Annotated in this window: 12 protein-coding genes; 2 read left to right on the top strand and 10 right to left on the bottom strand. The window is 42.2% G+C overall.

The window, feature by feature from the left end; genetic code table 11:
- Window positions 1–96: 96 nt before the first annotated feature.
- The 3 genes from F0226_RS02535 to F0226_RS02545 form a co-directional block, all read right to left on the bottom strand.
- A complete protein-coding gene (locus F0226_RS02535; protein WP_171734143.1) occupies window positions 97–1,257 on the bottom strand; it encodes an outer membrane protein transport protein in 1,161 nt (386 codons plus the stop codon).
- Between the two features lie 202 nt (window positions 1,258–1,459).
- Window positions 1,460–2,533 (bottom strand): hypothetical protein, encoded by a 1,074-nt coding sequence (locus tag F0226_RS02540; protein ID WP_171734311.1) that lies wholly within the window; start codon window positions 2,531–2,533, stop codon window positions 1,460–1,462.
- 9 nt (window positions 2,534–2,542) lie between these two features.
- A complete protein-coding gene (locus tag F0226_RS02545) occupies window positions 2,543–3,925 on the bottom strand; it encodes an anaerobic sulfatase maturase (RefSeq protein WP_171734144.1) in 1,383 nt (460 codons plus the stop codon).
- Between the two features lie 210 nt (window positions 3,926–4,135).
- Here F0226_RS02545 and F0226_RS02550 point away from each other — a divergent pair, with 210 nt between their 5' ends.
- Together F0226_RS02550 and F0226_RS02555 are read left to right on the top strand one after the other, a co-directional pair.
- Window positions 4,136–4,900 (top strand): SUMF1/EgtB/PvdO family nonheme iron enzyme, encoded by a 765-nt coding sequence (locus F0226_RS02550; RefSeq protein ID WP_171734312.1) that lies wholly within the window; start codon window positions 4,136–4,138, stop codon window positions 4,898–4,900.
- Between the two features lie 143 nt (window positions 4,901–5,043).
- The gene (locus F0226_RS02555) at window positions 5,044–6,837 is read left to right on the top strand and encodes an alkaline phosphatase family protein (RefSeq protein ID WP_171734145.1); all 1,794 of its coding nucleotides are present in this window, start codon (window positions 5,044–5,046) and stop codon (window positions 6,835–6,837) included.
- A 139-nt stretch (window positions 6,838–6,976) separates the two neighbouring features.
- On the opposite strand, the gene F0226_RS02560 is transcribed toward F0226_RS02555, so the two are convergent.
- From F0226_RS02560 to F0226_RS02590, 7 genes are all read right to left on the bottom strand, one after another.
- The gene (locus tag F0226_RS02560) at window positions 6,977–7,228 is read right to left on the bottom strand and encodes a hypothetical protein (RefSeq protein WP_171734146.1); all 252 of its coding nucleotides are present in this window, start codon (window positions 7,226–7,228) and stop codon (window positions 6,977–6,979) included.
- 128 nt (window positions 7,229–7,356) lie between these two features.
- A complete protein-coding gene (locus F0226_RS02565) occupies window positions 7,357–8,271 on the bottom strand; it encodes a LysR family transcriptional regulator (RefSeq protein ID WP_171734147.1) in 915 nt (304 codons plus the stop codon).
- An 84-nt stretch (window positions 8,272–8,355) separates the two neighbouring features.
- On the bottom strand, window positions 8,356–9,759 hold the full coding sequence (locus F0226_RS02570; protein ID WP_171734148.1) for a BatD family protein: 1,404 nt from the start codon (window positions 9,757–9,759) through the stop codon (window positions 8,356–8,358).
- Window positions 9,759–11,495, bottom strand: coding sequence for a VWA domain-containing protein (locus F0226_RS02575; protein WP_171734149.1), 1,737 nt, complete (start codon window positions 11,493–11,495; stop codon window positions 9,759–9,761). Before F0226_RS02575 ends, F0226_RS02570 begins: the two co-directional genes overlap by 1 nt.
- On the bottom strand, window positions 11,488–12,786 hold the full coding sequence (locus F0226_RS02580; protein WP_171734150.1) for a VWA domain-containing protein: 1,299 nt from the start codon (window positions 12,784–12,786) through the stop codon (window positions 11,488–11,490). The genes F0226_RS02575 and F0226_RS02580 overlap by 8 nt, the downstream gene beginning before the upstream one ends.
- Entirely contained in the window at window positions 12,779–13,321 is a 543-nt protein-coding gene (locus F0226_RS02585) for a DUF4381 domain-containing protein (protein WP_171734151.1), read from the bottom strand. The genes F0226_RS02580 and F0226_RS02585 overlap by 8 nt, the downstream gene beginning before the upstream one ends.
- The gene (locus F0226_RS02590) at window positions 13,321–14,397 is read right to left on the bottom strand and encodes a DUF58 domain-containing protein (protein ID WP_171734152.1); all 1,077 of its coding nucleotides are present in this window, start codon (window positions 14,395–14,397) and stop codon (window positions 13,321–13,323) included. Before F0226_RS02590 ends, F0226_RS02585 begins: the two co-directional genes overlap by 1 nt.
- Between the last annotated feature and the right edge of the window lie 4 nt (window positions 14,398–14,401).

Raw genomic sequence — 14,401 nt, forward strand, 5'->3', positions numbered from 1 at the left:
CAGTTCAAACATAAAACGCAAACATAGAAATCAGATATAAAAATGCACCCTTCGTACTATTCGAAGAGTGCATAATTGAAGTGTCTTGAATCAAATTTAAAAACTGAAGCTCATACCCACGAAGTGAACTCTACCGTCAAAGCTGCCTTCTACTCCGCGCCTGTTCATATCGACAGAACCAAGGTCAGCGTATTCATAGAACATATCGACTGTGATGTGATCCCATTGGGTCGATGCCCCAACTGAATATCGGTACTGCTCACCTACCGGTAAATCGACCCACTGCTTGGTTGGGTCATCTTGCGGTGATGTTTCATATGAGATACCTGCTTTTAAACGCCAATCTGAATTCAGCTCGTAATCAGCACCTAATGCAAATTTCCAAACATCATCCCAATCTCTCTCAATTTCAACACTGGCACCTGACCCAGTACTTGAATCTAGATCAAGAGTCGTGGTGTCCCATTGGCTCCAACGGTGAAATTGTACACTTGCCAATAGGTTTAGCTTGTCCGTGTAAGCGTAACTTCCGCTAATATCGATAATTTCTGGAACAATGATGTCAGTTTTTAAGTTGTTTAAAGCAGAAGTCGGCAAACTGGTTTTTACCTTCATATTGAAATCATGTTCAAGTTTAGAACGGTAACTCGCCCCAACAGACCATGTATCATCATGTCGATACATCATGCCTAAATTGAAACCATATGCCCAATCAGTATCTTGCTTTGCCGTGACTAAATTCGTTGATTGCTCTAACGCCGCCCAGCTGATTTGTGCGCCAGCCCCGAATGACCATTGCTCATTGAGCTTATAACTCAAACTCGGGTTAAGTTGCATCGCAGTCAGTGTAATGCTGTCTAAAAGACTGGCTCCTGCCCAATCGGTTCCATAACTTAAGCTTGAACCACCTACCGCACCTAAAGCTAATCCGAGGTGCACTTTATCGCTGACTTGGTGAGCATGGAATGCCCCTGCAGACGGCATAAATGTGCTCGCTTCACCGTTATCATTACCTTTGTCTTGATATTCCATTTCAATATCAAAAGCTAACGTATTAAATGTGGTCAGGCTTTTCCCCATATGGGACATAGTTGCAGGGTTCACCCACATTGCAGCAGCCGATTGAGTATAAACCCCATCACCAGCTCCAGCAGTACCAGCATTGGCTGTCACTGCTTCTTGTAAAAAGATACCACTAGCATTTACAGAAAAAGCTGCAGCTAATGAAAGGGATAAAATGGAAAATCGAGCGTTCATTGTTGCTTCCGCATTACAAATATAAAATGAATCTAAGCTCCAAAAATTATGTCGATGACATAAGGTGATGACTTAGGCTCCCCATATTGAGCAGCTAAGTCATCACTTTACGTAATGTCATATTATGGAATAGATAGCTAAATCTAGGTCTACATCGAGACGATAAATTAAGATCAATGATTAAATGATTAAATGATTAAAGTTAACTTACCGTTTTTGGTCTTTGCTCTTTTAGCTGCTGAATCACGTATGGAGGTGCCACTTTTTCTAATTCAGATAAGCATTCATCTGTTTTAGGGTGGCTATAGCGTGTATAAATGTCACATACCGCGTAAAGCTGCTCTGGAGCACCTGAAATTAAATAGGCTTGCTCAAAAGATTGAGTCGATTTATCGATATCGAATGTTTCTTGAAGTACCCCATTCAAATACCAGTAATAACTATTTTTAGGTTCCAGTTCAGCCGCTATTTGAATAGCATCTGCGGCTTGCTTTTTATCATCCAGCCTCACTAACGTGAGAGATTTTGAATAATAAAGTGCAGCATTATCTGCAAATAAAGCGAGTGCATTATCAAGTACTTTTAGTGCTTGTTCGTCTTGCTCTTGGGCTCTGTAATTGTCGGCATAACTTAACCAAACTTGAGGGTCAGTAACGGTACTGCTGCCATCTACTTTCGGATTGAGCAAAGATAAATACAGAGTTTCAGCCTTATCCCACTCTTTATGCCAGCGATACACATCAGCTAGCAGCAAACTGGTTGCTGAGTCTGGCTTGGTTTTTAAATACGCAATCAACTCTTCAACTGGGGTTTCAATAGCTTTCTGTTGCTCTTCTGTCATATTGCCGTAATCACGGATCAAACTGGTTGTTGCGGTAATGCGAACACGTTTAGCCGAATCTTTAAGTAACGGAGAAACCATTCTCCAACGGTTAGTAAATTGGTACGGTTCAGCTCCTATAACCGCCGACTCTCTTACTTCTTCAGACTGATCTTTTAAGCCTCTTGCAACGGCGACTAAACTACTTTGACTTGGGTAACTGGCAAGCTGTCTTAGTGCATCAGCTCGAACACTGGTTGACTCTCGCATGTCTTGCGCTTGGTAAGCCAATTGTTGCTCTGGCATGCTGTTTTGAGTCGAGGTAGAGGTTTGACTCTTTAGGTCTTGCGAATGAGTATTTAGATCTTGCGAATCAATCGTTGGTTCAGCGACAGCGTTAAATGCGCCCATAAAAATTAGGCTAGCTAAACTAAGTGTGATGTGTTTTTTCATTATGTTATCCACCTAAAATTTTGTAGGGAAAGCAGAGGCTGAGCTTGTGTTCTGCGCAAGTGATGCTCTTTCAGCTATCGCCTTTTCGCGCGCAACTTGCAGCTCAGAATCACTGTACTTGCCGTGTTTAACCGGGTGCTTCATCGCTCTTAAGATATAAGCAATCGAGCGATCAGCATGGCTGAAAAATTTCTTCCAACCCGCACACAAATAATTAAGCCCCGGTTCGCCATCTCTGGTTCGGATGAATCTATTTTTCGGGCATTCACCATGACAAGCAAAGCGGTATTCACATTTTTGGCATTGACTCGTTAGGCTACGTGATTTAGCAAATCCAAATTCTTGCTGCTTTTTGTCAAACGCCATGTCATCTAAACTGCGTTGATTGATATTGCCAATTTTGAATTCTGGGTAAACATAGTGGTCACAAGCAAACACATCGCCTGTAGGTTCCATTGCTAAGCCTTTGCCACACACTTCACCTAAGGTACATAATGGGTTCTGACGACCCATCCAAGTTTCAATACTGGCTTCAAAATACTGCACAAATACTTTGCCAATATCTTGGCGAGCCCACTCATCAAATACTGCAATTAGAAAGTTGCCCCACGCTTCATCTGACACGCACCAAGACTCCACCACCGAATCTTTATGACCTGGAATTAAACGTTTATCGCCTTGGCGTAACTGTTCGTTAGCCTGCCCAGTTTGTCCTTCACCAACAATTTGAGGCGCATCCGTTCTAAAGGTTTTTTGTTCCACAATCGGGATGAACTGCATTTGAGGTGACTTCACCACATCACGTAGGAAGCGATAAACCTCAAGCGGGTTTTGACTTGTTAAATTGTTCACGCAGGTCAGCGTGGCAAACTTCACATCATGTTTATGAAGCAGCTCCACCGCCTTCATCACTTGTTTAAAAGTACCGCGACCTGCTTTGTTGGTTCGATAGGTGTTATGCAAAAGCTCAGGACCATCAATACTAAGCCCAATGAGGAAACTATTTTTCGCAAGGAATTCACACCACTCGTCATTGAGCAATGTGCCATTGGTTTGGAGATCATTTGAAATCTTGATGCCTGAGGGTTGGTACTTTTTCTGGAGTAATACAATTTTTTCGAAATATTCCAAGCCAAGCATGGTTGGTTCACCACCCTGCCATGAAAATATAATTTCTGGCGTGTTTTGCCCTTCGATATATTGGCGGATATACGTCTCTAACGTTTCGTCATCCATTCTTGGTGAGCAGCCTTTCTTATACTCAAGTAAATCTTGCTTGCTTAAGTAATAACAATAGGTGCAATCGATATTACAAGCCGCTCCAATCGGCTTCGCCATCACGTGTAAACGCTTAGACGCTTTTCCATTAAATTGAGGGCCTTGAGTCAGAATCATAGTGGTTTTGCCTATTCAAAAATGGTGACCGCTTAATAATAAACGTCTCTTGCACTTGTGGATTGTTATAGAGGTTATTCCATTTTGGAAAGTGGTTTGCAGGTATTATGGATGCATACATTATGAGCAATTGAGGCGACTATGTTCACATCAAATCCAGTACATTCTCACAGTAAAAAACCGGCTTCTCCGCAACCACTTAAAACCAAAATGGTAATGGGTGCAGTGATAGTTTTGGCGTCAACATTAGTGGGTTGTAGTAGCTTTGCCCCCCACCCAACCGCGACCCTTATTGAACAGGATATGGTCAAGGTAGAAGGTGGTGAATTCACTATGGGATCAAATGCGCAGGAAGCGAAATCAAGCGAACAACCAGCGCACCTTGTGTCTGTCGATAGCTTTTACATGTCTAAATTTGAAGTCACTCAATCTCTATTTGAATCAGTGATGGGGTCTTCACTCAGTTACTTCCCTTCACCAGACATTCCTGTGAATAACTTAAGCTGGCAGCAAGCGAATTACTTTATTGAAAAGCTGAATGAGCTGACTAATGAAAACTACCGCCTGCCTACTGAAGCGGAATGGGAATTTGCAGCTCGTGGTGGAAACTTGAGCCAGGGGTATATTTATAGTGGTTCAAATAATATTGAGGATGTGGCTTGGTATTCAGAAAATGCTAATAACCAAGCGCAACCTGTTGGCAGTAAATTACCTAATGAACTAGGGCTTTACGATATGACAGGTAATGTCGGCGAATTTGTTATTGATGCTTTCGACGACACTTTCTACCGTTACTCACCTTCAGACAACCCAAGCAATGCACATGATTCGAAAATTGGACTCGCACATAAGTCAGTGAGAGGTGGAAGCTTTTCATACGATGCGAATGAATCTGAAAATTACCGAAGAGACTTTGCAAGTCAGTCTATAATTATGTCTGACATGGGATTACGACTCGTTAGGGATGCTAAATAAGCAGTGAAAGCTTTAGCATTAATGAGCTGTGAGTATCAGAACTAAAAGTCGTGTGCAGCTCAAGTCAGCTAAAGCTATTTCCACCAACAAGTGAACCGAAAGATTCAGCTATACCTAACGTTCTTCCGGCAAGGGATCTGATTATGAATAAAACGAGCTTAACCAATTTCCATCCATTAACCACATTAAAATCGCACAGTGTTCTTAAACCTTCAAATACAAAGCGAAAAGGCAATTCAACGTTAGCGGTTTCTTTATTATCCGGAGCCGTATTAGCCGGAGCTTTGTTATCGCCCTTACAAGCAGTTGCAAATGACCAGCAACCTAAATTGGTTTTGCAGATCACGGTGGATGGGTTACGTGGTGATCTTCTCGAACGTTATAAATCAAATTTTGGGCAAGCTGGTTTTCGCTATCTGATGGAAGAAGGGGCTTACTACACAAATGCTCATTATCAGCACGGGAACACTGAAACCATTGTCGGTCACGTTTCACTGGCAACAGGCGCTCCTCCAAGTGTTCACGGCATGGTTGGAAACGTCTGGTATGACAGAAATGAAGAACGCCTTGTCTACAACGTTGAAGATGAAAACTACAACATGCTGACATCTGGTGCGGGTGTGAATCAAGCAACCGAAATAGATCCTACTCAAAAAGTAGCCACCAAAGATGGTCGCTCTCCAGAGCCGATCCTTTCAACAACGTTTAGCGATGAACTCGCTGTATCGAGTAACGGCGCTTCAAAAATATTCTCAGTGTCAGTGAAAGACCGCGGGGCAATATCACTGGCGGGTCATTCTGGTAAAGCCTTCTGGTTCTCTAAAGCACAATCTGAATTTGTGACTAGTAATTATTACTATGAGGAATACCCTGAGTGGGTAACAAATTGGAATAGCAAAAAGCTGGCGAATGAATATTCAGGCAAGCGCTGGGAGCTTTCTTTAGACAGTAATCAATATACTTTAGAAGAAGGTGACCCTGAGTATAAAGTCGATTTGGCAGGCTTCAAAAGAACCTTCCCACATCCTTACGGCCCTGCAAGCTTTAAGTACTACAGTACCATGCTAACCCTTAGCCCTGCTGGTGATGAGCTAACAGCAAATTTTGCCAGTACGCTGCTTAAAGAAGAGCAGCTCGGTAAAGGGAAGTTCACTGACTATCTTGCTGTCAGTTTTTCAGCAAACGACTATGTCATTCACATGTATGGTCCATCAAGCTTAGAAACTGAAGATAATTTAATACGTCTTGACCGAACCATTGCTAAGTTACTGAACGATGTGGACGCACAAGTTGGTCTAAAAAATACGCTCATTGTTTTATCCGCAGACCATGGAGTGCCAGAAGCCTCACCAACAGTGAATGCTTTAGGTTACAACCAAGCCAATTACTTCGACCAAGAAACCTTAATGAGTGGTAAGTTGATGAGCCGTTTAAAATCAGAATTTGGATTAGGTAAAGAAGCCATTCGTTTATACGCTCAACCTTATGTTTACCTTAACCATGATGTTATCTCGAAAAAAGGTGTCGAGTTAGCCAAGGTTCAAGCTGTGGTTGCTGATGAAGTATCAAAAGTAAAAGGGGTTGCGTTTGCTGTCACCAGTACCGATGTGCAAAACAACCAATTGCCCGATACGCGAGTGATGCAACTGGTCAAAAACAACTACCACCCTCAGCGCTCTGGTGATGTCTACTTAGTTTTTGCTCCAAGAACTTATATCAATGATATGGATGGCTTAACCATTGCTTCTACTCATGGTTCACCATGGCGCTACGATACTCATGTACCGGTAATTTTTGCGGGCTTCGATATTGAATCGAATAAGATAACGCATGAAATCACGCCGTATGATATTGCCCCTACGCTATCAAACAAACTGGGCATTACTCAGCCTAGTGGCGCTATTGGTCAGGTTCTCTCTGAAGTGATGGATGACTAGCTAGTTAAAGCAATAAAGCAATGAACGTAGTTTCATTGATTGGCTAACGTTCAGATAAATAAAAAGAGCAGCGATATTCGCTGCTCTTTATAGGTAAAATAAACGATTGTATTAAGACAAAGTTAGCGCGCTTAAATACCTAGGCTAACTCGTTAGCGATACCTTGAAGTTGCTGCTGACTATACGACTCAGCCTTCGGTCCTTCACTCATTAAATCGATCACTTTGAAACCTGAAAGGTCTGGGAACTCTTTAGGCAAGTAATCTAAAAAGGCTTGAGTATTCGGCCATTTACCACGCACGGTATAACCTTCTTCAACATCAAAATCTTCCGTTTCAAAGAAGGAAAATTCCGTCATCCCAACATTATGGCAATATAAGACTAAGTACATGATTCAATTTACTTTAATGTTAAGTTCATCCTAGTATGCACTTTACTTAGTGCTTACCGTTAGTCTAGCTGTATTCACAATAGCTGCACTCACAATATCAGTTCTCTCAATAGACTGACTTGTCATGATTACGTTCTTGCGACCACTTGGTTCTTAGAGACTTTTTGAATCTGCTGTCTTAACCATTTGTGACCACTTTCTGCGGTGCGGCTTGGGTGCCAAATAGAGCAAAGATCAAGCTCACCTTGTTCAAATGGCAGAGGTATAGACCTAACGTTAAATAGATCTGCAAAAGAGTGAATTGTCGACTTAGGCAAAATACCAATCATGTCACTTTTACCGATTATCGGCAGCATCTCTATTGCACCTGCTGCACGCACCACTATTTTACGCTTTTCTAATTCTGAAATATCATCAGCAGTCAGTAAACTGCGTCGGCTATGCCAACGTGAGACAACAACATGCTCTTCATTAAAGAACTCTTCCTGAGTAATTGAATCTTTTAATCTTGGGTGATCTTTTCTACACACCACATTCAAATGCTCTGAATAAATCACTTCAGACTTCAGTAAATTACGACCACGGGGCGCCATATCTATGACTAAGTCATAGCGCTGTAAACGAAGGTCAGTTTCATGGTCTTCCGTAAATAAAGGGTGAACTTCTAATGCTATATTCGGCGCTTCATTTCGCATTTGTTTAATCAATTCTGGAATCAAGAAATACCCAGCAACAGACACCGCTGCTACAGAAAAAATTCGGTTCGATGTTTTCGGATCAAAATCTCTAGAAGCAGATAAAGTAGAAGTGAAATTTTTTAACGCGGCAGACATTGCAGGGTAGATATCACGAGAGAATGTCGTAGGTTCGACGCCAGAGGCATTGCGATGAAACAGGTGATCATCATAGATTTCACGTAGCCTTTTGAGCGCCTTACTCACAGCGGGTTGGCTTATCTCCATTCTTACTGCAGCTTGAGATAAGTTTTGTTCTTCATAGATGGCAACAAAAATAGGGATTAGATTTAATTCGGTACTCTTCATTAACTGTCTTTTCTCAATTTAACTCTCGCGATGTACTCGCAGCATAGACTTATATTCGGAATAAAAACAATCCGAATTTTATCTTTACTCTTTATTTCGATCTTTTTCTAGTCTCAACCTCAATGAATCAAGGTTAGGCAGTGCTTTATGTTTCATAAACAAGAGGCTAGCGAGGTTTTCTATCATTCTATTTTCTGATATTACGACTCTATTTCCTTGTGTTTTTATCTTTCTCCATATTCTCCAACCCAGGTCAAAGCTCACTGATTTAGATTGGAATTCCTGGGCATCACTTTCCCAATTGTCATTAACGGCTTCCTGATTATTAACCTTCAATTGCTTAATTTCTAACAGGTCAGTTTTCTGTCTCAAATGACGAAATAGCAAGACTCTCGCTTTAGGGCTATCCCCCGCTTTTAAAGCACGATAAAACATGACTTTGCTTGGTAATGGATGCGTTTGATAATACCGAATCATCAGCACCAGACTCCCCAAAAGAACAACCAAAGCACAGACTCCAACAACGAACCATTGCCAGTATGTTTGAATGAAAGACTGAATGGTGTGGTGAACTTGATAAGTTCGCCCTTCTACACTCAAGGTTTCTAATTGTTGTGACTCAGTATTCCACCACAGAATATCCACTGCTGGAAAATTAAGTTCTCCTCCATCTTGTAAAACATACACGCTTTCTTCAGTGCGAGTTGAACGATAGTTACCTCTCACTTGAGTGTCTGATAGCTGATTAGGTTGCGTGTAATGTTGGTAGCCCGAATCAGAACCCATAGGGATTAAAGTCGGAATTAGCATTGCCAAAGTATCAGAACCTGAAACGGTCACGGTTCGTGTAATCGCATCACCCACTTTTAAGGTTTCATTCTGATTAGATTGTTCCCAATGTTGCTCTATTTTTAAGTCACTCGCTGAAACCCATACATCCTCATTTGCGAGTAACCCTGAAGGACGTACAGCGTTAAAGTTGAGCGGCTGCGTGTAAAGTCCACCTGCGACATTTGAGCCATCAGGCGCAGATACTTGTACCTGAACTGCGGTTTGAGGCACCCAGTACTGACCTATATCTTGCGGGTATAATGTGATTTCCCAACGTTGATGAGACCAAGTTTGAGCGCCCTTTTCTTTGGTGACTCTGCGTTCAGTAAAGTTAGTCGCTAATTGATTACGTTGCTTAACCACAACATTGGGAATTTCAACCGAAGAAATCCGTGTACCTCCAGTAAACCAACGAGGCGTCGCCACTTCGATGTATAAGATAATTTGCTCATTCACTGCAAAATTTGCTGGCGATTTCTTCTTATTCCCACTGTTTAAATCAGCTTCGTTGTCTTTATCTACGAGAGATGAGTCACTTAACCAAGCTTTAATTTCAACATCGCCATTTTTCAACAATTGACCAATGTCAGCCCCGTAAGACGATACCGAAGCGAACGAAAGCGCAAAATAAACAAATACACGAATAAAGTTGTTCACTATTGCTCTCCCGCTATATTTGTTTCATTTTCTTTATTGGTTTCATTGGTATCTTTTAAATTTTGATTTTGGCTTTGGCTTTGGCTAAGAAGTTGAAGCTGAAATTTAGCTCTCAAGAAATATTTAGGGTCAGCTTCTACACGCTGTAGCCATTTGTCGGCTAGCTCTTGGCTGCCCAGAATTTCATTTGCATTCAGTTTCTCTTCTCTCATCATGGCTGAATCGACTTGCTCTTCCGCTCCATCACCGGTTTGAGGTTTATCACCTAGCTCGAATGAGTCTTCAGGTCCTTCGGGCGTATTCGCTTGGCTTTCACTAAAACGATTCACTTCATCAATAATGCCTTGCATCACCAGTAAATTCCCTTCAACTAATGGGATCAAGCTTTCATCTAAATCTTGCTCAAGCATCATTTTGTATATGTCTCTTGCCGCAAGATATTCACGCTGCCTAGCAAGCGCATTCGCGGTGTTAAACAGACCTAAATCGGTTTTCACCTGAAGAAAGGCACTATGCGCTAATTGGTATTCAGAGGCATAGTAGTAAGCAATGCCCTTATGCATTGGATCTTCATAGTGTTTTGCCGCTTCTAGGTACTCAAAGCGTTCAAAATACCATTGCCCTTGTTGATCCGGAGTTAGCCATAAATCCAGCCAACCTTGGCTTATCTTGTCCCATAAGGTCGACTCCACTACAACAGGTTCTGATTCTGCTTTTAAACTCACGGTTTCAGCCAGTGCTGTTGCAGGTTGAAGTGCTGAAATAGACACAGCCCCAACTAAACACCACTGGACTAACCAACCTTTTCTAAACCAAAACAGCATCAGCACAGCCATAGGAAACAGTAAAAAATAGCCCATGTCTTTCCATGGCATCGCTGACTCATTATTCAGCTGCATATGACGTTCAATGCTGCGATCTAATGATTGGATATCTTGGTTATCAATGGTCACTTCCACTAATCGACCATTGGTTTCCGATGCAAGTGTTTTCAACGATGACAAATCCATAGGGCTATCACTCACGGCTGCCGAATTACCCGCAGCCAATACCAGTAATTGATGAGAGCTCTCTTCAAAATATTGCTCATAGGCAGCAATGGTTCCAGGGTTCGCTCCATCAGTGATCAACAATACCGTCCCTGCTTGCTCGTTCCCTAACTGGTCGTCAATGAGTGCTAACGCTGTCTCAGCTTGCTTACCTTCCACAGGCATAATATCTGGCTGAATTGCAGCTAAGAATGGTGCAAAAACGGAATTATCTTTAGTCAGCGGCATAGCAATATGCGCACTACCTGAAAAAACGACCAGCCCTGTTTTTCCACCTTGTCTTAGCGTGACTAAATCTCTGATTTTTTGCTTTGATCGCTCTAATCGACTTGGTGCCAAATCCTTTTGAAGCATCGATTGGCTTGAATCCAGAATCACAAGTAGCAATGCTTTATCTTCCCCAAATGGCGAAGGCTCTTTCGTCCATGTAGGACCGGCGCACACAATAATTGCCAGAAACATTGATACTGTGAGTAACTTAAGAGGCAACTGTTTTTTCCAACCAAGATCGCCTACGGTCAAAGCCTTACGTAAGTGCTCTGGTATCGCTAAATGCATTGCTGCTGATGACTCTTGCTTCCAACGTAAATACGCGACAATAGCCAAAGGAATGATAGCCAATAGCCACGACGGTCTAACAAAATGGAACTGTGAAATGATTTGTTGCCATAGCTGAGAATCAAACATGTGACTCTCCTGTCTTAGTTGTTCCTGACGTTTTAATGGTTTCTGCCGTTTCTGATGTTTCTGGTGTTTCAGAGACAGTCTGATTTACAGCATTGGTTTTAGATCTTTTTTTAGCTCGGTAACGGCGTAACGTCGCCAAACTGAAAGCGGTTAAATACAGGCACACCACCAGCATTATTGGGTATTGATGAATACTTTGTTTAGGGCGATAGGTGGTACTTTCATACAATTGTGGCTCTAGCTCACCAATCGCTTGATAGGCTCCATCAAGCGCCGTTCTATCGATTGCTTGGAAAGCCTCGCCTCCAGACTCTTTCGCTACTCGTTCGATGATCTCCATGTCTAAGGCTTGTTCACCCACAGTCGCAGGGTCACCCATTGCTATCATATGAATTCGAACATCTTTCGCGGCAGCGACTTTTGCAGCATCAATGGGTTCTACATAGCTGCCTGTGTCATTTCCATCAGTCAAAACGATAACGACTTTCTCAACTTCAGAAGCAAGTTCAGCCTGTTTTCCATTTGTTCTATCTCCACGTGTTCTATTTCCTCGCGTTTTATTTCCAAAGGAACTAGAACCTTGGCGATTTTCTTCAAACACTTTAATTGCCAATCCAATAGCGTCACCTAAGTGGGTACTTTGCCCTGCCATGGCAACATCAGTTTGGTTTAATAACTCAAGCCATACTTCTTGATCAGCCGTAAAGGGCGTTTGCACGAATGCCGCATCCCCGAAAAGAATTAAGCCTAAGCGATCTCCTTTTCGAGTCTTAGCAAAATCAGCCAATACTTCTTTGGCGGCATCTAAGCGTGAAATCATCTCGGATTTCACAGACTCAGTGTTTGAATTATCTAAACTAGGTTTTTGCAAAGAGGCAAAATCTTTTTCCGCCATCGAGCCAGATAAGTCGACCACAACCATGATGTCTCGCCCTAGACTTTCTCTCGTTTGCGGATCACCTAAAATAGTGGGTTTTGTGAGTGCAAATACAACCAACCCCCATGAAAGTACAAGAATAATTCGTTGCCAGTAGTTGGCAGTAAGTTGGCTTGCCCCTTCAGTTGGAGCCTCTCCGATAGCCTTAACTAGTACATCAAAAAACGGCACTTTAATCGCAGATTGCTTCGTTCTATAAGCTGGAATTAACCAATAAATGATGATGGGTAATGGCAGAATTATCAGCCATAAAGGGTGTGACAAGGTAATAGCAGATCCAAGGAGTCGACTTGTATCGAGAACGAGTCCACCATCTGAAAATGTAGATTCAAGAATAAGAGAAGCATCAGCCATTTTGCTTTACCTCACTGGAAATAGAAGCGTTTTGTAAAGAATGCTCTCTAATCCATGATTCGCATAAAGCGGTTAATGCTAATAACTCTTCTGAAGTTAATGCTTTAGATTTTTGTAAAAGAGAGACCGTCCACTTGTATCCTAATTCTTCTTCAAAAGTCGGTTTCAAAATGAAGCAATCCAAAGCCGCAAGGAAAGCTTTACCATGCTTATTCGCGAGTTCTGGTTTTAAATACACCAATACCGCTTTCATGATTTGAAAGTAGTCTTGCCCTATCTGAACTCGTTCTTCAATCGAGATGTCATCAAAAAAATGAGTCTGCTTTATCTCTAAAAGTAAACTTAACGCTTCTCTACGGTAGCGATTTCCCCACCAACTCTGGAACCACTTAACCATTCGATAAATCGCATAAATTGCGATAGCGCATGCGAGCACTTGCCAGCCTAAGGTTTGAGGAAACCAACTAACATGTTCAGGCAACGCAACATCATTTAACTCTCGTAAGATGTAAGTTCCAGGAGGTTGATGTTCCATTAACGTCGCCCTCCCACCGCTTGTTTGAATTGTTCAACATGCTGACCAGATGTATTCACTTCAATTAAGGGTAATCGCTTAGCTGCCATTAACTGAATCAACTTATCTTTCTTAAGCCTTTGGTGCTCACTTAACCCTTGGTTTGCAAGATCCAGCTTTTGTCGATCATTTAAATTCAGCTGTAATTCACCGTTACCCACCACCCAGCCTGGTCCTCCCTTCGCTTGAGGCTTTCTAACTGGCTCGCTCTTTGAAGCTGATAGTGATTCACTTTGAGAAACATCAAAAAATGAAGAGGAAGCTTGATTAGGGAATTCACTTTCAAGTTGGTCAGAGATCAATACTCCCAGCACATCATTATGCTTTTGCAGATGTTTAAGGTGCATTAAATCGTCTTGCGTGGCACCGCTCCAATCACTCAAAATAATGATGGTGGCTTCTTTTAATTTCAGCCGACCTAGCAAAGTCACAAACTGACTAAAACTGGTGGGATCACTGTCTTTGACATCAACATTAAGGCTTTGGTTTAACTCTGAGAGTTTTTTAAGACGATGCAGAAGATCCGCTTGTGAACGTCTTGGCTTCATCCAATAGTTTTGAGTCGGTGATACCATTAAAAAGCCCACTCTGTCGCTATCTTTAAGCACTCGCCATGCCGTGAGTGACGCCAGTTCAGCAGCCACAACGGATTTCATCACTTCGACAGACGAAAAGTACATGCTTGAACGCTGGTCAACACAGACGATCACATTGCGATCTTTTTCTTCAGTGTAAGCTCGTACATGGGGCTTACCCGTTCGCATGGTAACTTTCCAGTCGAGGTTGCGAATGTCATCACCAAGCTGATAATGACGTAGCTCTTCAAAGTTGAGTCCACGCCCTCTAAATACGGAGGAATGTCGGCCAGATAAAGCTGAGCCCGCTTTTAATTGTGGTAATAGGGAAAAAGACTCTGCTTGAGCCTGCAACCGAACTAGCCCTCTGTATTCACAGTGAATGCGTTCATCTTGAAGGGATGCAGAATGATTCAATGCAGAGTGACGCGCTCTTGAATGACTAAATGTAGAATGGTTCATAGCG

This window comes from Vibrio sp. 99-70-13A1, assembly GCF_013114625.1.
Taxonomy (GTDB): Bacteria; Pseudomonadota; Gammaproteobacteria; order Enterobacterales; family Vibrionaceae; genus Vibrio.

Bases quoted from the DNA above. Each gene is read 5' to 3' on its own strand.
- F0226_RS02535 (WP_171734143.1), bottom strand. From the start codon at position 1,257: ATGAACGCTCGATTTTCCATTTTATCCCTTTCATTAGCTGCAGCTTTT.
- F0226_RS02545 (WP_171734144.1), bottom strand. From the start codon at position 3,925: ATGATTCTGACTCAAGGCCCTCAATTTAATGGAAAAGCGTCTAAGCGT.
- F0226_RS02550 (WP_171734312.1), top strand. From the start codon at position 4,136: ATGGTAATGGGTGCAGTGATAGTTTTGGCGTCAACATTAGTGGGTTGT.
- F0226_RS02555 (WP_171734145.1), top strand. From the start codon at position 5,044: ATGAATAAAACGAGCTTAACCAATTTCCATCCATTAACCACATTAAAA.
- F0226_RS02560 (WP_171734146.1), bottom strand. From the start codon at position 7,228: ATGTACTTAGTCTTATATTGCCATAATGTTGGGATGACGGAATTTTCC.
- F0226_RS02565 (WP_171734147.1), bottom strand. From the start codon at position 8,271: ATGAAGAGTACCGAATTAAATCTAATCCCTATTTTTGTTGCCATCTAT.
- F0226_RS02575 (WP_171734149.1), bottom strand. From the start codon at position 11,495: ATGTTTGATTCTCAGCTATGGCAACAAATCATTTCACAGTTCCATTTT.
- F0226_RS02580 (WP_171734150.1), bottom strand. From the start codon at position 12,786: ATGGCTGATGCTTCTCTTATTCTTGAATCTACATTTTCAGATGGTGGA.
- F0226_RS02585 (WP_171734151.1), bottom strand. From the start codon at position 13,321: ATGGAACATCAACCTCCTGGAACTTACATCTTACGAGAGTTAAATGAT.
- F0226_RS02590 (WP_171734152.1), bottom strand. From the start codon at position 14,397: ATGAACCATTCTACATTTAGTCATTCAAGAGCGCGTCACTCTGCATTG.